Below are 23,105 nucleotides of genomic sequence, written 5' to 3'. Positions count from 1 at the left end.
TATCGTACCCGATCACCCGCCATCCCGGAACCGGCGGCTTGCCTTTAGCTGACGGTGGTGGGACATTGGAGCTGGTTAAAAATTGTCCGATTTGTGCGCCAGGTCACCGTTGCGTGGATCAGGGGAACCGATTTCCGGTCGATATAGCAGTGTAGTTGTTGGTTCTTCAGGGAAGATGATCACGAGGGAACAGAGCATGCTGATACCCGGTTTACCGCCAGCCGGTGCGCAGAATGATGCAGTCAAAAGCAGTCGCGAGGTCAAGCCCTCGGCGGCCAGCGAGCCGTTGCACGATGCCGCAGCGCAGCAGGTTGAACGACGTCAGAGCGACCGCGGACGCTGGCCGGAACGCCGGCGTCGCAAGCGTCGGGTGCATACCCGTCAGGAGCAGTCGCCGGAAGAGCGTCAAGCCAGTGCAGATGAACTGGAGCTGCCGGACAAGGGGCTGCTTGTCGATATCGAAGTTTGATAGTCTGAGCGCTGAGTGGAATGCGCTGGTGGGCAGCGCTTCCGTATAGGGTGAGTGGAACCATGACCGACGACAATCGCAGTGGTGACGTGATCGACCTGGGGGAAGCCCGTCGTCAACGTATTCACGATATTCACGATGCCCGCCTGGAGGCCATGCGCGATGCGTTTTCTCGCGCACTGCCGTTGCCTGGCTCCGGCAAGGCCGGCAAGAAAGGCCGCCGCAATAAAAAGAAGAAGTAGCCCCTCTCTTATTGACCCGCGTCAATAACCTCACATCCCGTGCGGCATAACCTGCAGTCATTGCCAACGCAGGAGGTGGGTTATGTATGTTGATGAAGCAGTCATTGCTGGTGTGATCACTGTGGGTTTGATGGTGGCTTTTCTGGGTGGGGTCGGCCTGTTTATCTGGCGCGACGCGCACAAGAAGAAGTCCAAGTAGCATTTAATGGTTGTTGACGTTTCGTCCACCCGGCTGTTGCTGCCTGTACCGGCGCAACCCAGGCGGCCCCGCCCGCAGGGCCTCTGGTAGGCGGACGAGCGAAACGTCAACCGGCCCTGATAGTCAGGCGCGGTGCGCCGGGGAGGTTTTTGCTCTGCCCTGTGCCTGCTGCAGCGGGCATAATGAGTAATCACCGTTGTCTGGTTATCCGTTATGTCTGTCCGTTCTTCGGCCGGCCGCGTCCGCTGCCCGGTGTGTGCCCGGCCTCAGGCCCAGTGTCTGTGTTCATTGATTCCCCGTTTGTGGCCGCCAACCCAGTTGCTGGTGATCCAGCACCCCGATGAAGCCTCTCATGCGCTCAACACGGCTCGCTTGCTGGTGCCGGGGTTGGTTAACGCTCACTTGCTGATAACCGAATCCCTGCAGGAGCACCCTGCCTGGATGCGGCGTTTGCAGGACCCCCGATGGCGCAATGAGCTGCTGTTTCCTGGCGAGCAGGCGCAAGTGCTGTTGCCCGCCGCCGCCGACCTGCGTCCCAGGCGGCTGGTGCTGCTCGATGGCACCTGGCGTAAGGCGCGCAAGCTGGTTTATCTCAATCCTGTGCTGCAGTCGATGGCGCAGGTATGCCTGCCCGCCGGGCTGGTCAGCCGTTATCGCCTGCGCAAGGTGCCGCAGGCCGGCGCGCTGTCCACTATCGAAGCGGGCGCCGAGGCGCTCTCTGTGTTGCATCCCGGTTTTGACAAGCATGCCCTGCTGGCGCCGTTCGAGGCGCTGATCGAGGGGCAGATCAGCGCCATGGGGCTGGCGCGTTACCAGCAGAACTATGGCGCTGCGTCCGACCCGGCTGTTGAATAGAGAAGCGCATTCACGGCTTTTATTATCCCTTGTCAGCGCTGGCCCGGGCCCGTGGTCTCGCTAGACTGCGCAGAACAGGTCGTCGCCTGTGGCACAACAAGAACAATTAAGGGGATCGCATGCAAGCAACAGGACAGCGGGTCGTTATTACAGGCGCAGGCAGTGGCCTGGGGCGGGAGCTGGCACTGCGTTATGCGCGTGAGGGTGCGCGGCTGGCGCTGGCAGATATTAACGATGACGGGCTGGAAGAAACCCGACGGCTGGCAACGGCGGCCGGAGGCTGGGCGTTTACCCAGCGGTGTGATGTGCGTGACTTCAGCCAGCTGGCGGCGCTTGCGCAAAGTTGTGATGAGCGGTTGAACGGCGTCGATGTGTTGATCAACAACGCCGGCGTTGCCTCCGGCGGCTTGTTCTGGGACCTCTCACTGGAGGACTGGGATTCGCAGATTTGCATCAACCTGATGGGCGTGGTGAAGGGTTGCAAGGCCTTTATGCCGCTGTTTATGCGTCAGGGTGCAGGCCGCATCATCAATATTGCTTCTATGGCTGCCCATATTCAAACGCCGGGTATGAGCAACTACAACGTAGCCAAGGCCGGGGTGGTGGCGCTGTCGGAGAGTCTGTTGGCCGAGCTGCACCCGCTGGGCATCAAGGTCAGCGTGGTTTGCCCGTCGTTTTTCCAGACCAATCTGCTGGCGTCCTATCATGGCCCGGACACCCAGGCCCGTGATGATATGGCCAAGCTGCTGGAGAACTCGCCGATCAGTGCTGCCGATGTCGCCGATATCACTTTCCGTGAAAGCGAGGCGGATCAGTTTATGATTCTGCCGCACGAGCGGGGCCGTCTGGCACTGCAGCAAAAACGCGCCGATCCGCAGGTCATCTACGACGAAATGTTCCGCCTGGCTGCCAAACGCGTGCCCGTCAACTGAAGGCCGGTCCGTCGGCAGCCGTCTGTCGGCGGACTATGGCGTTTTATCAGCTGCGTCTATTGTGTTTCCTGTTGCGGCCTTGGGGCAGTATGCTTGGCGACCTTTAAGGAAGCACTGATTAATTCCACATGCCCTCTGGCGTTCAGGCGGGGCTGCAATCAAGGCGTGATTTCGAAGGCATGTCGGGACCTGTCGAGAAATCACAACGCAGAGTGCGGCCCAGTCTGAGCGCCCCGTAGGGCGAGCGCTCAAGCGTGCATCTGCTGCGTTGCGCTGCTTGCCAATAGCCCCACTATTGGCTGCACTTCGCGCCTTGCATCTGCACGCTTGAGCACTCGCAGAGGGCTTGTGGAATTGATCAGCGCTTCCTTTAATGACGGGTTGCCCGTCTGAACCCCTAGGCAAGCAATGAGGTTATCGCAATGCGTGAAGTCGTAATCGTCGACAGCGTCCGCACCGGTCTGGCCAAGTCCTTCCGCGGCAAGTTCAATATGACCCGTCCGGATGACATGGCGGCCCACTGTGTCAACGCGCTGATCGAGCGCACTGGCATTGACCCGAAGATGATCGACGACTGCATCGTCGGTGCCGGCTCCAACGAAGGTGCTCAAGGCCACAACATCGGTCGTAACGTTGCGGTGCTGTCGAAAATGGGTATCGATGTTGCCGGTATGACCCTGAACCGCTACTGCTCCTCCGGTCTGCAGGCGATTGCCATCGCAGCCAACCAGGTTGCTTCCGGTTGCTCCGACGCCATCGTTGCCGGTGGTGTCGAGTCCATCACCATGACGGCCAAGAGCCGCAACACCGACAACTTCGTCAACCCGATCCTGGAAAAAGACTTCCCGGGCATCTACTACCCGATGGGTCAGACTGCCGAGATCGTTGCGCGCCGCTACAACGTCACCCGTGAGCAGCAGGACAACTACGCACTGCAGAGCCAGCAGCGTACTGCTCGCGCCCAGGCCGAAGGCCTGTTCGATGACGAAATTGTGCCGATGAACGTCAAATATCAGGTTCAGGATAAGGCCACCGGCGAAATCACCATCGTTGACGGTGTTGTTGAAGGCGACGACTGCAACCGCCCCGACACCACCATCGAAGGTCTGAACAGCCTGAAGCCGGTGTTTGCCGAAGACGGTTCCGTGACTGCCGGTAACGCCTCTCAGCTGTCCGACGGCGCCTCCATGACTCTGGTCATGAGCCTGGACAAGGCGCTGGAGCTGGGTCTGAAGCCGCTGGCTTACTTCCGTGGCTTCACTGTCGCCGGTTGCGAGCCTGACGAAATGGGCATTGGTCCGGTTTACTCCGTGCCGAAACTGCTCAAATCCCGTGGCCTGACCGTCGACGACATCGACCTGTGGGAGCTGAACGAAGCCTTTGCTTCCCAGTGCCTGTACGCTCGTGACTTCCTCAAGATCGACAACGAGAAATACAACGTCAACGGCGGCTCCATCTCCATCGGTCACCCGTTCGGCATGACCGGTTCTCGTCAGGTGGGTCACCTGGTTCGTGAGCTGCAGCGTCGCGGCAAGCGTTATGGCATCGTCACCATGTGTGTTGGCGGTGGCATGGGCGCAACCGGCCTGTTCGAAGCCTACCGCGGCTGATCCGCGTGGCCGCATCTGCGGCTGCGTCAAGAAGGGCGTCTCCCCCGGTGGGAGGCGCCCTTTTTTGTTGCATCAAGCCACCTTTTCTCCGGTGCTTGGCTGTTTGCCTTGTGGCACAATGCGCTTTTTGCTGACTCGGACAGGAACAGGCGCGTGGGCAATCACCATGGCGGGGCGGACAGAGATGGCGACTGAGCTGCGGCGAGTCGTCTTTGTGCTGCTGCCCGGTGCCCACCCTGGCAGCCTGATGCCGGCGTTGTCGGTCCTGCTGTCGGCCAACCGCATGGCCGAAGAGCCCCTCTATCAGATCGAATGCTGCACACTGGAAGAACAATCAGTGCGCGCGTCCGATGGCCTGTTGCTGCAGCCGGCGCCGTTACAGAGCTGCGCTCCCGGTTTTGCTCAGTTGTGGCTGGTAGCGGAAAGTCTTGCCGCAGGGGACTCGCTGCCGGACTGGCTGGCGCCGCAGCTTGCCGAATGGCTGGCCGCGGGCGTCCTGGTTGGTGGCCTGGAGGCGGGTGCAGCGGTGCTGGCGGCCTGCGGTGTGCTTGGTGGTGCTCGCTGCGCAGTGCATTGGCGCATGCTGGACGAGTTTCGTGAGCGTTTTCCGCAGGTAGAAGCGGTTACCCAGCTGTACGTGCAGGACGCCAATCTGGCCACTAGCAGTGGCGGGCTGGCCAGTACCGACCTGTTGCTCGGCGTGCTGGCGCAAGAGCAGGGCCAGGATCTGGCGGCACTGGTGGCTGAGGATTTGGTGATCGAGCGTACCCGTGACGGCAGCGAGCGTCAGCGCATGCCGCTGCGCAACCGGTTGGGCAGCAGCCATCCCAAGTTGACCCAGGCGGTTATCCTGATGGAATCCAATATTGAAGAGCCGCTGACCACGGATGAAATTGCCCGTCATGTCTGCGTGTCGCGGCGTCAGCTGGAGCGTATTTTCAAGCAGTACCTCAACAGCGTACCGTCGCAGTATTACTTGGAACTGCGCCTTAATCGGGCGCGCCAGATGCTACTGCAGACCAGTAAATCGATTATTCAGATAGGGCTGTCGTGCGGCTTCTCTTCCGGGCCGCATTTTTCCAGTGCCTATCGCAATTGTTTTGGCGTGACGCCGCGTGAAGATCGCAATCAGCGGCGCGCACAGCAGACTGCCGAAGGCAGTGCCTGATTGAACCGTTTCGCAGGGGCGAGCGGGTATGACTGCACATCCTTTTGATGTGCCTTTTGATAGCAAGGAGAAGACAGTGTCAACAACGGTCGGTCGGTCCGATTTTGATCGGGTTATGGTTCCCAATTACGCACCGGTGAATATGGTTCCGGTTCGCGGCGCGGGCTCGCGTCTGTGGGACCAGGAAGGCCGAGAATACGTTGACCTGGCGGGCGGTATTGCGGTGAACGCGCTGGGCCATGCGCACCCGGCGCTGGTTGAGGCGCTAACCGAGCAGGCCGGCAAGCTGTGGCACGTCTCCAATATCATGACCAATGAGCCAGCGTTGCGTCTGGCTGACAAACTGGTGCAGGCCACCTTCGCCGAGCGGGTGTTTTTTGCCAACTCCGGGGCCGAGGCCAACGAGGCCGCCTTCAAGCTGGCGCGTCGCTGGGGGCATAACACCGGCGGTGCGGCCAAGCACCAGATCATCGCCTGCACCAACAGCTTCCACGGTCGCTCGTTGTTTACCGTGAGTGTCGGTGGTCAGCCCAAATACTCCGAAGGCTTCGGCCCTGCCATGGGCGGCATCAGCCATGTGCCCTATCAGGACCTGGCCGCGCTGGAAGCGGCCATGTCCGATGCCACCTGTGCGGTGGTACTGGAGCCAGTGCAGGGTGAAGGTGGCGTTATTCCGGCCAGCAGCGACTACCTGCAGGCGGTGCGTGCACTCTGTGACAAGCATCAGGCGCTCTTGGTGTTTGATGAGGTACAAAGCGGCATGGGGCGTACTGGCAAGCTGTTTGCCTACATGCACAGCGGTGTGGTGCCCGACATTCTGACCAGTGCCAAGAGCCTGGGCGGCGGTTTCCCTATTTCGGCGATGCTGACCACGACGGCGATTGCCGAGCATTTTGCCGTTGGTACCCATGGCAGCACCTACGGCGGTAACCCGCTGGCCTGCGCGGTTGCCGAGCGGGTGCTGGATATTGTCAACACGCCGGCGGTGCTGGATGGTGTAGCGCAGCGGCACCAGCGCCTGCGCGCCGAACTGGAAGCCATGGGCGCTGAGTTCGGTGTGTTTTCCGGTGTGCGTGGCAGCGGTCTGCTGCTGGGGGCGGTGATGAGTGACGCCTGGCGCGGCAAGGCCAAAGACGTGCAGATGCTGGCGCAGGAAGAAGGCGTTCTGGTGCTGCAGGCCGGGCCGGACGTGGTGCGTTTGGCGCCGAGCCTGATTATTGATGAAGCCGATATAGCCGAAGGCCTGGCACGGCTACGCGTTGCGCTGCAGCGCCTAGTCGCCTAGGTCCTGGGAGAAAACTGGATGCTGATGCTGCGTTTGGGCAGGACGGCGGACCTGCCACAGATCGAACGCCTGGCGGCGGCGAGCCCGGTTGGGGTAACCGCGTTGCCGGCCAGTCGCGAGCGGCTGGCCGACATCCTGGCGGCATCGGAAGCCTCCATGGCAGAGGAAGTGACCTTCAGTGGGGAAGAGCGTTATTTTTTCGTGCTGGAAGACACCGCTACAGGCACTCTGGTTGGCTGCAGCGGGATTATCGCTGCCTCCGGTTTTCGCTCTCCGTTCTATACCTTTCGCAATGAAATGTTTGTGCATGCCTCGCGTGAGCTGGGCCTGCACAACCGTATTCACGTGCTGTCGCTCTGTCACGATCTGACCGGGCACAGTCTGCTGGTCGGTTATCATCTGAGCGAGGGCCATCGCACGCCTGAGCTGCTGCAGCTCAATGCCCGCGGTCGTCTGCTGTTTATGGCCAGTCACCCCCAGCGTTTTGCCGAGTCCACCTCGGTGGAGGTGGTGGGTATCAGTGATGACCAGGGTAATGCGCCATTCTGGGACGCAGTGGGTCGTCACTTCTTTGCCGTCAGCTACGCCGAGGCTGAGCGCATCGGTAGCGAGCGCGGGCGCGGCTTCCTGGCAGAGCTGATGCCGGGCTATCCGATCTACGTACCCATGCTGTCTGACGAGGCCCAGGAAGTGGTCGGCCAGGTCAATCCCAGCGTGCAGGATGTGTTCGACATCCTCATGGATGAAGGATTTGAGACCGACAACTACGTCGATATCTTTGATGGCGGGCCGGTAGTCAACGCGCGCACGGCCATGCTGACCAGTGTGCGTCACAGTCAGCTGGCACAGGTCGTGGTTGGCCAGCCGCAGGCAGGCGACACGCTGTGGCTGGTCGCCAATACCAAGGTGTGTGATTTTCGTGCCTGCGCCCTGCGCTTTGCCTGGCAGCCGGGCGAGCCGCTGCAGCTGGATGCGGCAACCGCCCAGGCGCTGCGTGTTGCCGAGGGCGATAGTGTGCGCCTGATTAGGGGAGACTGACATGCTGGTACGGGCCGCCAATCTGGGAGATCTTGAGGCGTTGCTGGCGCTGGCGCACAGTGCGGGCGCCGGGCTGACGACGCTGCCGGCCAGCGAGGAGCGTCTGCGCGAGCGCTTGCAGCTGATCGAGCAGAGCTTTGCCGGCCAGGTGCCGCAGGCCGATGCTGATTACCTGCTGGTGCTGGAGGGCGTAGACGGTCGCCTGATCGGCTCCAGCGGCATGCTGGGTGCCGCCGGCATGCGCGAGCCCTGGTATAGCTATCGCATGGGGCTGACCGTGGCTGCCAGCGATGAGCTGGGCGTCTATCGCCAACATCCGACCCTTTTCCTGGTCAATGACCTGACCGGCGCTACGGCCTTGTGCTCCTACTTTCTTGCCCCCGAGTTCCGTAGCGGGGATACCCCGCGTCTGTTGTCCAAGGCGCGGTTCATGTTCATGGCCGATGCGCCGCAGGACTTCTCCGAACGGGTCGTCGTGGAAATGCGTGGTCGCTCCGACGAGAGCGGCCGCTCGCCTTTCTGGGACAGCCTGGGGCAGCACTTTTTCCGCATGGACTTTGCCCGTGCCGATTATCTGACCGGTTTGGGTAACAAGGCCTTTATCGCTGAAATGATGCCCAAATTTCCGCTCTACGCCTGCTTTTTGAGTCAGGCTGCGCGTGACGCCATCGGGCAGGTGCACCCCGATTCTGAAGCTGGCCGGCTGGTGCTGGAAGAAGAAGGCATGCGCTATCAGGGCTATATCGACATCTTTGATGGCGGCGCCACGCTGGAGGCGCAGCGTGGACAAATTCGCGCTATCCGCGACAGCCGCACCCTGCTGCTGGCCATCGGTACGCCGGGCGATGAAGCCGAGCCTTATCTCATTTCCAATCGCGGGCGTGATAACTGCCGCATGATTGCCGCCCCGGCGCGCGTGGCTGCCGGCACCCTGGTGGTGGGTGCCGAGTCCGCAGAGCGCCTCAAGTTGCGCGCCGGCACGCTGGTGCGCGCGGTCGCGCTGAACGCCTGAGGGTAGAGCGAGCCTGCGTTGACGGCTATGTGCTGCAGCTCAGGCTAACAGGTCTTGTCGGCACAGGTAGACGCCCAGTGAACCTCATCGGTTGTTTCACGGTCGGAAACTATAGAAGGCATAGTGAATATCAACCGTGGAGCTAGGGTCTGTTAACGTTTCGTTCACCCGCCTGTTGCGTCTGTAAAGCCGCCAATCAAGGAGCGAGGAGCGTAGTTTGGTCATTCCAAATAAGCGACGAGCGACGCTGCGTGGCGGCTTTACAGGCGCAACCCAGAGGGCCGGGGCCATTTTTCGGCCAGGCTGCGTTGTCAGTCGCTTGTGTGGAGCAACCACAGTGCACTCCCTCCGCCTTGCCTGGCCGAAAAATGGCCGCCGGCAGGCGGGTGAACGAAACGTTGACAGACCCTAATGCATCCAGCGCTCTGATGCTTATATAATGCGGCTCTTTGCCAGTCTGGATGCTCCATCTGGGGCAGCCTCCCTAAGCGGCGCAGAGCGCGATATGCTCCCGACGTTCAGCTGGCCGACCCGTCTCTGGTAAGGGAATTATGAAAAGCGCAGACATCCGTGAATCCTTCCTCCGTTTCTTTGAAGAAAAGGGGCACACCCGCGTTGCCTCCAGCTCGCTGATTCCGGCCAACGACCCGACACTGCTGTTCACCAACGCCGGCATGAACCAGTTCAAGGACTGCTTCCTGGGCCTGGAGAAACGCGCCTATACCCGCGCCACCAGCAGCCAGAAGTGCGTGCGTGCCGGCGGCAAGCACAATGACCTGGAGAACGTTGGATACACCGCGCGTCATCACACCTTTTTCGAGATGCTGGGTAACTTCAGTTTCGGCGACTATTTCAAGCGCGATGCCATTCACTACGCGTGGGAGTTCTTGACCTCGGACAAGTGGCTGAACCTGCCGCAGGAGAAACTCTGGGTCACTGTCTACGCCAGTGATGACGAGGCCTACGACATCTGGACCAAGGAAGTGGGTGTGCCCGCTGAGCGTATGGTGCGTATTGGCGACAACAAGGGCGCGCCCTACGCGTCGGACAACTTCTGGGCCATGGGCGATACCGGCCCGTGCGGTCCCTGTACCGAGATTTTCTTTGATCACGGCGCCGATATCTGGGGTGGCCCGCCGGGCTCGCCCGAAGAGGACGGTGATCGCTATATCGAAATCTGGAACAACGTCTTCATGCAGTTCAATCGCACGGCTGACGGCGAGATGCACCCGCTGCCGGCGCCGAGTGTGGATACCGGCATGGGGCTGGAGCGCATCAGCGCGGTCATGCAGCACGTGCATGCCAACTACGAGATCGACCTGTTCCAGAACCTGCTGGCCGCTGCCGCTGAAGCCATTGGCTGTGTTCAGGACAACGCTGCCTCACTGAAGGTTGTTGCCGACCATATCCGTTCCTGCAGCTTCCTGATTGCTGACGGTGTGCTGCCGTCCAATGAAGGCCGGGGCTACGTGCTGCGCCGCATCATTCGCCGCGCCTGCCGCCACGGCAACAAGCTGGGCGCCAAGGGTGTGTTTTTCCACAAGATCGTCGCGGCGCTGGCGGCCGAGATGGGTGATGCGTTCCCCGAGCTGAAAACCCAGCAGGCGCATATCGAGCGCGTGCTGAAGACCGAGGAAGAGCAGTTTGCCAAGACGCTGGATCAGGGCCTGCGCATTCTGGAGCAGGACCTGGCCGAGCTGAAGGGCAGCGAGATTCCCGGCGATGTTGTTTTCAAACTCTATGACACCTACGGCTTTCCGGTGGATCTGACCGGTGACATCGCCCGTGAGCGTGAGCTGACCATCGATGAAGCCGGCTTTGAAGCGGCGATGGAAGCGCAGCGCGAGCGCGCCCGGTCCGCCAGCCAGTTTGGCCTGGATTACAACGCGCTGGTAAAGGTTGATATCGAGACCCGTTTCCAGGGCTACGATGGCACTGAAGGGCAGGGCAGTGTTGTTGCGCTGTTCCGTGATGGCGAGCAGGTCGAGGCGCTGAACGAGGGCGAGAAGGGCGTCGCTGTGCTGGATCAGACGCCGTTCTATGCCGAGTCCGGTGGTCAGGTAGGCGATACCGGTTTTCTGCGTGCTGATGGCGTGCAGGCTGAAGTGTCCGACACCACCAAGGCAGGCAATGCGCACCTGCACCACGTTGTTGTTCAGCAGGGCAGCCTGCGGGTTGGCGAGCAGGTAGCGGCTCAGGTCGACGCCAGCGTACGTCAGGCCACCGCGCTGAACCACTCGGCCACCCACTTGCTGCACGCCGCCCTGCGCCAGGTGCTGGGGGATCACGTGCAGCAGAAAGGTTCACTGGTCGACAGTCAACGTCTACGCTTTGACTTCAGTCACTACGAGGCCATCAAGCCTGAACAGCTGCGCCTGCTGGAAGACATGGTCAACGAGCAGGTGCGTCAAAACTCGGCTGTCGGCGTTGAACTGACCGACATCGAGACCGCCAAGAGCAAGGGCGCCATGGCGCTGTTTGGTGAGAAGTACGGCGATGAAGTGCGCGTACTGACCATGGGCAACGGCTTCTCCGTTGAGCTGTGCGGCGGTACCCATGTATCGCGTACCGGTGACATCGGCCTGTTCAAAATTACCGCCGAGAGCGGTATCGCTTCCGGTGTGCGTCGTATCGAAGCGGTCACCGGCGCCGGTGCGCTCGCCTGGGTGGCCGAGACTGAAGAGCGCCTGCGTGACGCAGCGCAGGTAGTCAAAGGCAGCCGCGATACGGTGCTGGATAAACTGACCGCGCTGGTCGAGCGCAGCCGTCAGCTGGAGAAGGAAGTCGAGCAGCTCAAGGCCAAGGCCGCGAGTGCTGCCGGGTCTGACCTGGCAGCGGCTGCACAGCAGCTGGGTGGTCGCACGGTGCTGGTACAGCGGGTTGACGGCCAGGACGGCAAGGGCCTGATGGCGCTGGTCGATCAGTTGAAGAACAAATTGGGTTCAGCCGCTATCCTGCTGGGTGGCGAACACGAAGGCAAGGTCGTGCTGGTGGCCGGGGTCACCAAGGACCTGGCCGGGCCGCTCAAGGCGGGCGACTGGATTCGCACCACCGCCCAGGCCGTTGGCGGCAAAGGTGGCGGACGTCCGGATATGGCGCAAGGCGGAGGCACTGACGTCGCGGCGCTGGATCAGGCGTTGAGCGCAGCGACCGAGTGGGTCGCGCAGCAGTAGGGGAGGCGCTCGCAAGAGTGCTTTTAGACGGGTCGGAAGGCCGACCGCTGGGTGAGGATTGACGTAGCAAAATGGCGCTTATTGTCCAGAAGTTTGGTGGTACCTCGGTTGGCAGCGTGGAGCGAATCCAGCAAGTCGCCGAGAAAATCAAGGGCTTCAGGGAGCGGGGCGATGACCTGGTCGTGGTGGTTTCTGCCATGAGCGGGGAAACCAACCGCCTGATTGATCTGGCCAAGCAGATTCAGGCCGACCCCGATCCGCGCGAGATGGATGTGATTGTCTCCACTGGCGAGCAGGTCACCATCGGCCTGCTGGCCATGGCGCTCAAGGCGATTGGTGTTGAAGCCGTCTCCATGACAGGGCCGCAGGTGCGCATTCTGACCGACAGTGCCCACGGCAAGGCGCGTATCCAGCAGATTGACGACGAGCGTATGCACCGCGAGCTGGCTGCCGGTCGTGTGGTGATCGTGGCGGGCTTCCAGGGCGCTGACGAGAACGGCGCCATTACCACCCTTGGTCGTGGCGGCTCTGACACCACGGGCGTGGCGCTGGCAGCCGCGCTGAAGGCCGACGAATGTCAGATCTATACTGACGTTGATGGTGTCTATACCACGGATCCGCGCGTGGTCGAGCGCGCTCGTCGACTTGATCGCATCACCTTTGAAGAGATGCTGGAGATGGCCAGTCTGGGCTCCAAGGTGCTGCAGATTCGCTCGGTGGAGTTTGCTGGTAAATACGCCGTGCCGCTGCGCGTGCTGCACAGCTTTAAAGAAGGCCCGGGCACCCTTATTACCCTTGAGGACAACGTATCAATGGAACAACCCGTCATCTCTGGTATCGCGTTCAATCGTGATGAAGCCAAACTGACCATCCGCGGCGTGCCGGATACCCCCGGTGTGGCCTTCAAGATTCTGGGGCCGGTCAGTGCTGCGAACATCGAAGTCGACATGATCGTGCAGAACGTGTCGATGGATAACACGACCGACTTCACTTTTACTGTGCATCGCAACGAATTTCGCAAGGCGGAGTCTATTCTCAAGCAGGTAGCCAGCGATATCGGCGCACGTGAAGTGGCGGCTGATGACAAAATCGCCAAGGTGTCTATCGTAGGGGTAGGCATGCGCTCGCATGCGGGCGTGGCCAGCAGCATGTTCGAGGCGCTGGCGGATGAAGGTATCAATATTCAGATGATCTCCACCTCTGAAATCAAGGTGTCGGTGGTCATCGACGAGAAGTATCTGGAGCTGGCAGTGCGTGCGCTGCATACCGCCTTCGGGCTGGATGCTCCGGCTGCCGAGGACGCTTAACGGCGTTGTCGGTCCCGGCTGACCAGCCTTGGCTGGTCAGTTACAAGGGCGCGGTTTCTGGCTGCCGTGTCCGCCTGCGTTGATCTAGGTCGCGTCAGGCTACTAGCCGGTTTTTTGCAGAGCTGTGTCCTGATCATTAGCAAGGAGAAATGGAATGCTGATACTCACTCGACGGGTTGGTGAAACCCTGATGGTAGGTGATGAAGTTACCGTGACTGTCCTGGGTGTCAAAGGCAACCAGGTGCGCATTGGCGTGAATGCGCCGAAAGAAGTCGCTGTTCACCGCGAAGAAATTTACCAGCGCATCCAGAAAGAGAAAGACGAAGAACCAAATAACTAATTTTATTGAGTTTTTCGTTGCAATAATAAAATCACGCGGGTAATATTCCCCGCGTGTTCGGAGAGGTGGCCGAGAGGCCGAAGGCGCTCCCCTGCTAAGGGAGTATACCTCAAAAGGGTATCGCGGGTTCGAATCCCGCCCTCTCCGCCATTTTTAGAGTTGTAGGTTTTGTCAGGTGTTAGTTCTTGAATTTAAAAGAAAAAACATTTGACGGCGCGGTAAAAGAGCCTATAATTAGCCCCCACACGCACTCGTAGCTCAGCTGGATAGAGTACTCGGCTACGAACCGAGCGGTCGGAGGTTCGAATCCTCCCGAGTGCGCCATATAAAGAACCCACTGATTTCAGTGGGTTTTTTTTCGTCTTTAGTTTGATGTTACTGATGACAAGGCGAAAAAAATGCGTATAATGCGCCTCCACACGCACTCGTAGCTCAGCTGGATAGAGTACTCGGCTACGAACCGAGCGGTCGGAGGTTCGAATCCTCCCGAGTGCGCCATATAAAGAACCCACTGATTTCAGTGGGTTTTTTTTCGTCTTTAGTTTGATGTTACTGATGACAAGGCGAAAAAAATGCGTATAATGCGCCTCCACACGCACTCGTAGCTCAGCTGGATAGAGTACTCGGCTACGAACCGAGCGGTCGGAGGTTCGAATCCTCCCGAGTGCGCCATATAAAGAACCCACTGATTTCAGTGGGTTTTTTTTCGTCTTTAGTTTGATGTTACTGATGACAAGGCGAAAAAAATGCGTATAATGCGCCTCCACACGCACTCGTAGCTCAGCTGGATAGAGTACTCGGCTACGAACCGAGCGGTCGGAGGTTCGAATCCTCCCGAGTGCGCCATATAAAGAACCCGCTGAATTCAGTGGGTTTTTTTTCGTCTTCATAAAAGTGCAGCTGAGTTGCCGGGCAAAGCCTGATAGGCTGAATACCAGCGCGCTGTGGCCCGCCTGTCCTGGGCGGCGTCGATTGGTAAATGCCCGCATCCGGGCGGTCGGGAAGCCTTGCCATGTCGGAAATCAACAGAAAATCACCGGAAAGCCTGCAGGATCGCCTTGATCAGGTGCAGGAGCTGTTGGGGCGCCACCGTCTGGTCGAGAACCTGGTGCACAAACAGGACGGCCAGCACCAGGAGTTGGTCGAGCATCTGGTGCATCAGCAGAACCTGGTGGAGCTGCAGCGCAAGCTCGATGAGTTGCACCCGGCGGACGTAGCCTACGTGCTGGAGTCGTTGCCGCTGGAGGAACGTCTGGCGGTCTGGCAACTGGTCAAGACCGAGCGTGACGGCGAGATTCTGCTGGAAGTGTCGGATGCGGTGCGGGAAACGCTGATCGCCGACATGGATAGCCACGAGATCATCGCGGCGGCCAACAGCCTGGATGCGGACGAACTGGCCGATCTGGCGCCCGACCTGCCGCGCGATATCGTGCGCGAGCTGATGGATAGCCTGGATGCGCAACAACGCGACCGTCTGAAGTCGGCCTTGTCTTACGACGAGGATCAGGTCGGGGCGCTGATGGACTTCGATATGCTGACGATTCGTGACGATGTCAGCCTGGAAGTGGTCAGCCGCTATCTGCGCCGCTTTGACGCCTTGCCTGATCACACGGACAAGCTCTTTGTGGTGGACACCGAGGGTCTGCTCAAGGGTGTCTTGTCCATCAAGAAACTGCTGGTCAGCTCGCCGGATGCGCTCGTCGCCGACGTCATGGCAGATGATCCGGTGGTGTTTGATCCGGCCGATGATGCGGGTGAGGCTGCGCAGGCCTTTGAACGTTACGACCTAGTGTCAGCGCCGGTGGTCGACAACCTGGGGCGCCTGTGCGGTCGTCTGACCATTGATGAGATGGTTGACTATATCCGTGAGGAGAGCGAAGCCGAGGTGCTTAATGCCGCCGGTCTGCGTGAGGAAGAGGATATCTTTGCCTCGGTCTGGAAATCTGTGCGCAACCGCTGGGCCTGGCTGGCGGTGAATCTGTGTACCGCGCTGATTGCCTCCCGGGTCATCGGCCTGTTTGAAACGGCCATTGAGCAACTGGTCGCGTTGGCCGCTCTGATGCCTATCGTTGCGGGAATCGGCGGCAACTCCGGCAACCAGACCATCACCATGATTGTGCGCGGTATCGCAACCGGACAGGTGCAGGTTGCCCACGGCAAGCGGCTGTTGCGTAAGGAAGTCGGTGTGGCGCTGATCAATGGCTTGTTCTGGGGGTGTGTACTGGCCGGTATCGCCTACCTGCTATATGGCAGTGTTGCACTGGCCACCGTGCTGTTGGCTGCGATGACGCTGAATATGCTGCTGGCGGCCTGTATGGGGGTATTCATACCTTTGATCAGGCTACGTCTTGGTGGTGACCCGGCTCTGGGCTCAAGCGTACTGATCACCGCGATTACCGACAGTGGCGGGTTCTTTATCTTCCTCGGTCTGGCGACATTGTTCTTGCTCTGAGCACTCTCTGCGACCTGTCATCAGGTGTCGCCTTGATTGCCTAAAATGTCACATCAGGATACATTAGGCCGTTTTTTCGCGTGGGAGGCCCGTCCGCAATCGGGCTTTGGTCGTACACCCACTGAAGTTCAACTATTAAAAGAGCAGCATGGACCCAGCCATGCCCAGAGCTGCAGGGAGAGAAAATGGAATCAACCAATCTGGTTCTTGAGGGCGTCGAGCTGATGCTCCTCGGGATGGGGGCAGTGTTCTCCTTCCTTATTCTGCTGGTCTGCTGTACCAGCCTGATGTCCGCCATCCTGTCACGTTATTTCCCCGAGGCCGCGCCGGCGCCCAAGCCCGTGCGCAAAAAGCCCAGCGCTGCGCCAGCCAGTGTGGACCCTGATGTCGTTGCCGCCATTGGCGCTGCTATCAAGCAGCACCGTGCGCGCCAGCGTTCCTGATTTCGTTTTGCGGTTTTCACTATTAAAAATCAAATAAAGGCCATGACACTATGACCGACAACAAACAGCCTCTGGGCATTACCGATGTCATCCTGCGTGATGCGCACCAATCCATCCTGGCCACGCGCATGCGTCTGGACGACATGCTGCCGATCGCCGGCAAGCTGGATCAGGTTGGCTTCTGGTCTGTTGAATCCTGGGGCGGCGCGACCTTTGATGCCTGTATCCGTTACCTTGGGGAAGATCCGTGGGAGCGTATTCGCGCTCTGAAAAAGGCCATGCCCAACACCCGTCAGCAGATGCTGCTGCGCGGCCAGAACCTGCTGGGTTACCGCCATTACGCCGACGACGTGGTTGAAAAGTTCGTTGAGCGCGCTGCCGTCAACGGTGTGGATGTATTCCGCGTATTTGACGCGATGAACGATCCGCGCAACCTGGAAACCGCGCTGAAAGCCGTCAAGGCGCAGGGCAAGCATGCCCAGGGCACTATTTCCTACACCACCAGCCCGGTGCACACCCTGCAGATGTGGGTCGATCTGGCCAAGCAGATTGAAGACATGGGTGCCGACTCCATTGCCATCAAGGATATGGCGGGCATTCTGAACCCCTACGTTGCGTTCGACCTGGTCAGCCAGCTGAAGTCCACGCTGAGCATTCCGGTTCACATGCAGTGCCATGCGACCGCTGGTCTGTCCACTGCCGCCATCCTCAAGGCCGCTGAAGCCGGTATCGACAATGTCGATTCCGCCATCTCTTCCATGTCGATGACCTACGGTCACTCGCCGACCGAGTCGGTCGTTGCCATCTTCCAGAACTCCCCGCGTGACACCGGCCTGAATCTGGAGCTGCTGGAAGAAGTGGCTGCCTACTTCCGTGAAGTGCGGAAGAAATACGCCAAGTTTGAAGGCAACCTGCGTGGCGTTGATTCCCGCATTCTGGTCGCTCAGGTACCGGGCGGTATGCTGACCAATATGGAAAACCAGCTCAAGGAGCAGGGCGCCAGCGACAAGTTTGACGAAGTGCTGGCGGAAATCCCGCGCGTGCGTGAAGACCTGGGTTTTATCCCGCTGGTGACCCCTACCTCGCAAATCGTTGGCACCCAGGCGGTTATCAACGTGCTGACTGGCGAGCGCTACAAGTCGATCACCAAGGAAACCGCAGGCGTTCTGAAGGGCGAGTACGGCGCAGCGCCGGCGGCCTTTAATGCCGAGCTACAGGCGCGCGTTCTGGACGGCGCTCAAGCCATCACCTGCCGTCCGGCTGACCTGCTGGAAGCAGAGATGGACAAGCTGACTGCCGAGCTCAAGGGCCTGGCCAGCGAAAAGGGCATCAAGCTGGCCGAGAACGAGATCGACGACGTTCTGACCTATGCGCTGTTCCCGCAGATTGGCCTCAAGTTCCTGGAAAACCGTGGCAACCCGGACGCCTTCGAGCCGGTGCCGACCGGCAACGAACTGCCGGCCGGCAGCAGCGCCGCTGCGCCGCAAGCCTACACCGTTGCCGTCAACGGCAAGGAGTACGTGGTTCAGGTGGCCGAGGGTGGCGACATCTCCGGCATCAAGCCGATTGGTGAAAGCGCTGCGCCGGCTCAGGCTGCTGCCGCACCTGCTGGTGACGGCGAGCCGCAGGTTGCGCCGCTGTCGGGCAATATCTTCAAGGTACTGGTCAGCGTCGGCGACGCTGTGGAAGAGGGTGATGTTGTCATGATCCTTGAAGCCATGAAGATGGAAACCGAAGTCCGCACCCAGCGCGCCGGTACCGTTGCTTCCGTTGACGTCAAGGTTGGCGACGCCGTTGCCGTTGGCGACACTCTGCTGACCATCGGCTAAGGGAGAGACTAATGGATAAGCTTCTCCAGCTATGGCATACCACGGGTATCTACCACATGGCCCCTGGCCAGGCGGTGATGATCCTGGTGTGTTTTGGTCTCATCTACCTGGCTATTCGCAAGGGCTTTGAGCCGCTGCTGCTGATCCCGATCGGTTTTGGCGGCATCCTGGCCAACCTGCCGGTTGCCAACATGGCGCAAGGCTCGGGCATTCTGCACCTGATCTATGAAGTGGGTCTGCCGACCAGTGTCTTCCCGCTGCTGATTTTCATGGGTGTGGGCGCCATGACCGACTTCGGTCCGATGCTGGCCAACCCCCGTACCCTGCTGCTGGGCGCCGCTGCGCAGTTCGGTATCTTCGGTACGCTGCTCGGCGCTCTGGCGCTGACCTCGGCCGGTATTCCGGGCTTTGAGTTCACTATGAAGGAGGCAGCATCCATCGCCATTATCGGTGGTGCGGATGGTCCAACCTCCATCTTCGTGACCTCCAAGCTGGCGCCGGATCTGCTCGGCCCGATTGCCGTAGCCGCCTATTCCTATATGGCACTGGTGCCGCTGCTGCAGCCGCCGATCATGCGGGCACTGACCAACCAGAAAGAGCGTGGCATTGTCATGACTCAGCTGCGCGTGGTCAGCAAGTCGGAAAAGATCATCTTCCCGCTGTTGCTGCTGATGCTGGTTGCCCTGCTGCTGCCTGATGCCGCTCCGCTGGTGGGTATGCTGTGTTTCGGCAACCTGATGCGTGAGTGTGGTGTGGTTGAGCGTCTGGCGGATACCACCCGCAATGCGCTGATCAACATTGTGACTATTGGTCTGGGTCTGGCGGTTGGCTCCAAGCTGTCTGCTGATTCGTTCCTGCAGCTTAAGACTCTGGGTATCCTGGTGCTGGGTATGCTGGCGTTCTGCGCCGGTACCGCCGCGGGTGTACTGATGGCGAAGCTGCTCAACCTGGTCAGCAAGAACCCGATCAACCCGCTGATTGGTTCTGCGGGTGTATCGGCAGTGCCCATGGCCGCTCGAGTATCCAACCGTGTCGGTCTGGAGACCAATCCGCACAACTTCCTGTTGATGCATGCGATGGGGCCCAACCTGGCCGGTGTGATTGGCTCGGCGGTAGCGGCAGGTATTCTGCTGAACTTTGTCGGCTGATATTGCAGGCAACAAAAAACCCGCTCAATTGAGCGGGTTTTTTTATGCCCTGATGGTGGCGCCAATGACTTGGCAGGGTGTATCCGGGGGAGGGCGGTGTTTTACTGCTGCTCGTTGGCCAGCAGCGCAAGCAATGCGTTCTGTTGGCGGCGGCTCATTTCGCGAAAGCGCAGCAACAGCTCGCGCTCCGGACTGCTCAGGCCCTCTGCGTCCTGCTCGTCGAGCATCTTGCGCGAAGGGTGACCGGTGTCGGGCAGTGTCGGCAGATCAAGCAGGCTGTGTTCGAGCCGGGCAATGATCTCCGAGTTCATGCTGCGGTGATGCTGTTTGGCTACGTCGGCAATGCGATCACGCATGCCTTGTGGCAGACGAACAACAAACTTGTCGGCTGTGCGGCTGGTGTAGTGCTGGGTCGCTGTTTTCATGGGGCAATAATAATCGCTTCGCTGAAAAAATCGATACTGGCCTAGTGCCTCAAACGGCTGGGTAAGCCGCCGGCCGGCGGAACCTTGTCTTGAGGTTAGACAGGTTTTGCCTTCAAGGTGCCACTAGTAGACCCGGTTTTTTCTCCAAGCGCCAGAGTGCGACAAAAAAATGTCCCCAAAATGTGACGGGTTTACGACGAATGGCACTTTGCCAGTGCTGAGCGTACTTCCCCGCTTGGTGGAAATCGCCCCCTGCTTTGGTTAAGATGCGCAGCGTCCGAGCGCCATCAGGGCGGCTCAACACAGGGACACGCGCTTGTAGCTCAGCTGGATAGAGCAACCGCCTCCTAAGCGGTAGGTCCCCGGTTCGAATCCGGGCTCGCGCGCCAGTAAAACAAAGGTTTGCACGGTTTTAATCGGCAAGCCTTTTGTGTTTTTGGCGCTTGATGGCAGTGTTGGCTGAACTGTCTGCCTCCCCTCAGAACACCGACAACTTCCCCACACTGGTAATGCCGTCTGACCAGACCATTTCATAGGCGGCGGTCTGGACGCAGCTGTGTACGATTTTTGGTGTGAACAGGCCCCAACAGAGGGCGTGCTGGGCCTGGTTGCGTACTGACCAGTACTTCACGCCGTTGGTGCCGTCCTTGCGTGCCCTGGCGCCGAACGCCTGGCTCGCGCTGTAGTCCGCTGGTGCGTAAACGGGGTCGCTCATGGGGCGGTCGGTCAGATCAAGCAGGTCGGTGTCCGCGAAGGTGCAGCGCAGGCCGCGAAATAGCATGCGTTCGTAGGCCAGCGCCGGCACCTGGCTCCAGTACAGCAGCTGGTGGTGCTTGACCTCAAGTACGGCCGTTTCGATGGTGTCGGCAACATAGAGTACGCCGTAGCTGCCGTTGCTGAAGCGCGAGCCTGCGGGGTTAACGTGGGTGAAGGGGGCGGTGGCCATGTTGCAGCCGTTGATGCCAAAGGGGATGTCGGCGGTGTTGATCAGCTGCAGGTTGCCCAGTTCATTTTGCAGGCGGGGATTGGTCAGCTCCTGCAGCAGGAATAACGCATGGAAGTCGTCGGCGTCGGCCACATCATCGAACAGCGAGGTCGGCGGGTATTTGCTGTTGATCAGGCGGTAGCCGGTGATGGTTGGCGCTGCGCCTGCCGTGCTTACCATTGGGCCCCGCGCAGGCTGTCGATGCGGCGAAAGGTTTCGTACAGAGCAATCATGTCGCCGTTTTGCACTACTTCCAGTGGGCTTCTGCCATTGAAAAATTCGTTGTGATTTTTCATTTGCATGAAGCCGTAGACGTTGGCCGGGTTATCAAACAGCATGCGCAGGGCGCTGTGGATGTTGAGTACCAGCGACACGCGCTTGAGCTGGTCTTCATCCAGCGATACGGTCTTGTCTGTGCGGGCGCGGCTGATGGTGCTGCGTGATACCCGCAGAATATTGCCGGCCTGCTCGGTGCTGGTTTTCCATTTGCCCAGGATGTTCAGCGCGGTGCGCAGACCAACCAGGGCCATGTCTTTCTTTGCGCCGGCGGGTGCTGTGGTCATGGCGATGCCCGTTGAGGTGCTGGTGTTGCTCCATATTGCGCCTGCTGAGACGTAATATCAAATTTTGTGTCTTGAGAGCTTGTTTGGCGCACGGTTCACTGCGGAACGCGCGCTACTATTGTCTGTCCACAAATGCAGAGCTGCCGAATCCGTGTCTACAGGCGCTGTTTCATGTAGATTCGGCTACTCTTGGTAGGCGCTGATCTTGCCTGTATCGTGCTCGGTCGGAGTGCCGGGTTGGCAGGTCGGTGTTTAATCGCTTTCATGTACTGCAATCGCTACGGAGTTTGGATGTCTCGCGCGCTTACGGCCTTTTCCTCATTGTATTTCGCTACCTTGCTGATGCTGCTGGGCAGTGGTCTGTTGGGTACCTATCTGGGGCTGAGACTGGCGGCCGAAGGCGTCAGTGAGCTGTGGATCGGTCTGTTGATGACCGGTTATTACGCAGGCCTGGTGGCAGGGGCATCGATCGGGCACCGGCTGATCGCCCGGGTGGGGCATATCCGGGCTTTTGTCGCCAGCGCAGGGGTGGTCACCGCGTCGGTAATGGGGCATGCGCTGACGGAGTCGGTGCAGGTATGGCTGGCGTTGCGGGTGCTGGTGGGCATGGCGATGATGTGTCAGTACATGGTGCTGGAAAGCTGGTTGAACGAGCAGGCCGAGTCGCATCAGCGCGGTATGGTCTTCGCCAGCTATATGGTGGTGACCTTTTTGGGCTTGGTATTGGGGCAGGTGGTGTTTGCGCTTCAGCCGGATCTGGCGATCGATCACCTGCTGTATGTGGCGATGTGTTTTTCCCTTTGTCTGGTGCCGGTGGCAACCACCCGTCAGATTCACCCGGCGCCGCTGCATCCAGCGCCGCTCAAGGTAAAACTCTTTGTACAGCGTATTCCTCAGGCGCTGACAACCATTGCGGTGGCGGGGCTGATGCTGGGCGCCTTTTACGGCATGGCACCGGTGTTTGCTGGTGCGGTCGGGCTGAACAACTCCGAGATTGGTATGTACATGGCGGTCACCATTTGCGCGGGTCTTGCGGCCCAGTGGCCGGCCGGCTGGTTGTCTGATCGGGTTGATCGTAGCCAGCTGATCCAGCTCAATGCGATGGTGTTGACGGCGGTCTCGGTGCTGATGGCCATCGGCTTCATACCGGGCGGGGCGCTGATTTTCCTGACTGCGCTATTCGGGTTGATGGTCTTTACCCTGTATCCGATGGCGGTGGCGCTGGCTAACGACCACGTTGAGCCCGATGACCGGGTGCCGCTGTCGGCGATGCTGCTGGTCACCTTTGGCTTGGGTGCCAGTATCGGCCCGCTGCTGAGCTCGGCAATGATGAAGCTGTGGGGGCCAAGCATGCTTTACATCTTTATGGCCGCCTGCAGTGCCATTCTGGTATTCCGTGTGCGAGCTGATGCGGTTACCGGTGAGAATCTGGTCGAGGCAGCGCCGCTGCAGTTCATGCCGGCAGCCGGTAACCTGGCTAGCTCACCACTGGCGGCAGCTATCGACCCTCGCGTTAATGAGCAGGCGGTAACCGATCAGATGACGGATGAGGACGCGGCGGCGCCTGCTGCGCCTGAGGAAGTGGCAGAGGACGATCACCTGCCAGGGTGATGATCCTCTGTTGACGCGG

At 59.8% G+C, this 23,105-nt stretch carries 21 protein-coding genes and 6 tRNA genes; 24 read left to right on the top strand and 3 right to left on the bottom strand.

Going from position 1 to position 23,105, the window contains the following annotated elements:
• Positions 1–196 precede the first annotated feature (196 nt).
• The 22 genes from CNQ84_RS07510 (at position 197) to CNQ84_RS07410 (ending at position 19,502) form a co-directional block, all read left to right on the top strand.
• On the top strand, positions 197–469 hold the full coding sequence (locus CNQ84_RS07510) for a hypothetical protein (protein WP_096004267.1): 273 nt from the start codon (positions 197–199) through the stop codon (positions 467–469).
• A 62-nt stretch (positions 470–531) separates the two neighbouring features.
• Entirely contained in the window at positions 532–711 is a 180-nt protein-coding gene (locus CNQ84_RS07505) for a hypothetical protein (RefSeq protein ID WP_096004266.1), read from the top strand.
• 82 nt (positions 712–793) lie between these two features.
• A complete protein-coding gene (gene ccoM / locus CNQ84_RS20910; protein WP_281254814.1) occupies positions 794–910 on the top strand; it encodes a cytochrome c oxidase subunit CcoM in 117 nt (38 codons plus the stop codon).
• Positions 911–1,123: 213 nt separating this feature from the next.
• The gene (locus tag CNQ84_RS07500; protein ID WP_096004265.1) at positions 1,124–1,765 is read left to right on the top strand and encodes a tRNA-uridine aminocarboxypropyltransferase; all 642 of its coding nucleotides are present in this window, start codon (positions 1,124–1,126) and stop codon (positions 1,763–1,765) included.
• A gap of 119 nt (positions 1,766–1,884) precedes the next feature.
• Positions 1,885–2,697, top strand: a complete 813-nt coding sequence (locus CNQ84_RS07495; RefSeq protein WP_096004264.1) for an SDR family oxidoreductase — start codon at positions 1,885–1,887, stop codon at positions 2,695–2,697.
• A 422-nt stretch (positions 2,698–3,119) separates the two neighbouring features.
• Entirely contained in the window at positions 3,120–4,307 is a 1,188-nt protein-coding gene (locus CNQ84_RS07490; protein WP_096004263.1) for a thiolase family protein, read from the top strand.
• A 184-nt stretch (positions 4,308–4,491) separates the two neighbouring features.
• Complete coding sequence (locus CNQ84_RS07485) at positions 4,492–5,475, top strand: GlxA family transcriptional regulator (RefSeq protein WP_217350067.1); 984 nt, start codon at positions 4,492–4,494, stop codon at positions 5,473–5,475.
• A 28-nt stretch (positions 5,476–5,503) separates the two neighbouring features.
• A complete protein-coding gene (locus tag CNQ84_RS07480; protein WP_096004262.1) occupies positions 5,504–6,760 on the top strand; it encodes an aspartate aminotransferase family protein in 1,257 nt (418 codons plus the stop codon).
• An 18-nt stretch (positions 6,761–6,778) separates the two neighbouring features.
• On the top strand, positions 6,779–7,798 hold the full coding sequence (locus CNQ84_RS07475; protein WP_096004261.1) for an arginine N-succinyltransferase: 1,020 nt from the start codon (positions 6,779–6,781) through the stop codon (positions 7,796–7,798).
• A 1-nt stretch (position 7,799) separates the two neighbouring features.
• Positions 7,800–8,810: an arginine N-succinyltransferase gene (gene astA / locus CNQ84_RS07470; RefSeq protein ID WP_096004260.1), complete on the top strand. Its 1,011-nt coding sequence runs from the start codon at positions 7,800–7,802 to the stop codon at positions 8,808–8,810.
• Between the two features lie 551 nt (positions 8,811–9,361).
• Positions 9,362–11,983, top strand: a complete 2,622-nt coding sequence (gene alaS / locus CNQ84_RS07465; protein WP_096004259.1) for an alanine--tRNA ligase — start codon at positions 9,362–9,364, stop codon at positions 11,981–11,983.
• Between the two features lie 71 nt (positions 11,984–12,054).
• Entirely contained in the window at positions 12,055–13,290 is a 1,236-nt protein-coding gene (locus tag CNQ84_RS07460; protein ID WP_096004258.1) for an aspartate kinase, read from the top strand.
• Between the two features lie 154 nt (positions 13,291–13,444).
• On the top strand, positions 13,445–13,630 hold the full coding sequence (gene csrA, locus CNQ84_RS07455; RefSeq protein ID WP_083724804.1) for a carbon storage regulator CsrA: 186 nt from the start codon (positions 13,445–13,447) through the stop codon (positions 13,628–13,630).
• Between the two features lie 59 nt (positions 13,631–13,689).
• Positions 13,690–13,780, top strand: a tRNA-Ser gene (locus tag CNQ84_RS07450).
• Between the two features lie 97 nt (positions 13,781–13,877).
• A tRNA-Arg gene (locus CNQ84_RS07445) sits at positions 13,878–13,954 on the top strand.
• 97 nt (positions 13,955–14,051) lie between these two features.
• A tRNA-Arg gene (locus CNQ84_RS07440) sits at positions 14,052–14,128 on the top strand.
• 97 nt (positions 14,129–14,225) lie between these two features.
• Positions 14,226–14,302 (top strand) — tRNA-Arg (locus tag CNQ84_RS07435).
• 97 nt (positions 14,303–14,399) lie between these two features.
• Positions 14,400–14,476: transfer RNA gene (locus tag CNQ84_RS07430), tRNA-Arg, on the top strand.
• Between the two features lie 166 nt (positions 14,477–14,642).
• Entirely contained in the window at positions 14,643–16,082 is a 1,440-nt protein-coding gene (mgtE, locus tag CNQ84_RS07425) for a magnesium transporter (protein WP_096004257.1), read from the top strand.
• 185 nt (positions 16,083–16,267) lie between these two features.
• On the top strand, positions 16,268–16,525 hold the full coding sequence (locus CNQ84_RS07420) for an OadG family protein (RefSeq protein WP_096004256.1): 258 nt from the start codon (positions 16,268–16,270) through the stop codon (positions 16,523–16,525).
• 50 nt (positions 16,526–16,575) lie between these two features.
• Positions 16,576–18,354: a sodium-extruding oxaloacetate decarboxylase subunit alpha gene (oadA, locus tag CNQ84_RS07415; protein WP_096004255.1), complete on the top strand. Its 1,779-nt coding sequence runs from the start codon at positions 16,576–16,578 to the stop codon at positions 18,352–18,354.
• An 11-nt stretch (positions 18,355–18,365) separates the two neighbouring features.
• Complete coding sequence (locus CNQ84_RS07410) at positions 18,366–19,502, top strand: sodium ion-translocating decarboxylase subunit beta (RefSeq protein WP_083724812.1); 1,137 nt, start codon at positions 18,366–18,368, stop codon at positions 19,500–19,502.
• 101 nt (positions 19,503–19,603) lie between these two features.
• On the opposite strand, the gene CNQ84_RS07405 is transcribed toward CNQ84_RS07410, so the two are convergent.
• Entirely contained in the window at positions 19,604–19,927 is a 324-nt protein-coding gene (locus CNQ84_RS07405) for an Arc family DNA-binding protein (RefSeq protein ID WP_096004254.1), read from the bottom strand.
• Positions 19,928–20,239: 312 nt separating this feature from the next.
• Here CNQ84_RS07405 and CNQ84_RS07400 point away from each other — a divergent pair.
• Positions 20,240–20,316: transfer RNA gene (locus CNQ84_RS07400), tRNA-Arg, on the top strand.
• A gap of 89 nt (positions 20,317–20,405) precedes the next feature.
• On the opposite strand, the gene CNQ84_RS07395 is transcribed toward CNQ84_RS07400, so the two are convergent.
• Together CNQ84_RS07395 and CNQ84_RS07390 are read right to left on the bottom strand one after the other, a co-directional pair.
• On the bottom strand, positions 20,406–21,092 hold the full coding sequence (locus CNQ84_RS07395) for an RES family NAD+ phosphorylase (RefSeq protein WP_096004253.1): 687 nt from the start codon (positions 21,090–21,092) through the stop codon (positions 20,406–20,408).
• Positions 21,086–21,475, bottom strand: coding sequence for an antitoxin Xre-like helix-turn-helix domain-containing protein (locus CNQ84_RS07390; RefSeq protein WP_096004252.1), 390 nt, complete (start codon positions 21,473–21,475; stop codon positions 21,086–21,088). The genes CNQ84_RS07395 and CNQ84_RS07390 overlap by 7 nt, the downstream gene beginning before the upstream one ends.
• A gap of 291 nt (positions 21,476–21,766) precedes the next feature.
• On the opposite strand from CNQ84_RS07390, the gene CNQ84_RS07385 reads away from it, so the two are divergent.
• On the top strand, positions 21,767–23,086 hold the full coding sequence (locus CNQ84_RS07385) for an MFS transporter (RefSeq protein ID WP_096004251.1): 1,320 nt from the start codon (positions 21,767–21,769) through the stop codon (positions 23,084–23,086).
• Positions 23,087–23,105: the final 19 nt, after the last annotated feature.

Origin of the sequence: Pseudomonas abyssi (assembly GCF_002307495.1) — a bacterium.
GTDB classification, from domain to species: domain Bacteria; phylum Pseudomonadota; class Gammaproteobacteria; order Pseudomonadales; family Pseudomonadaceae; genus Halopseudomonas; species Halopseudomonas abyssi.
The sequence above is the reverse complement of the archived record's forward strand: the minus strand, read 5'-3'. Positions and strand labels throughout refer to the sequence as shown.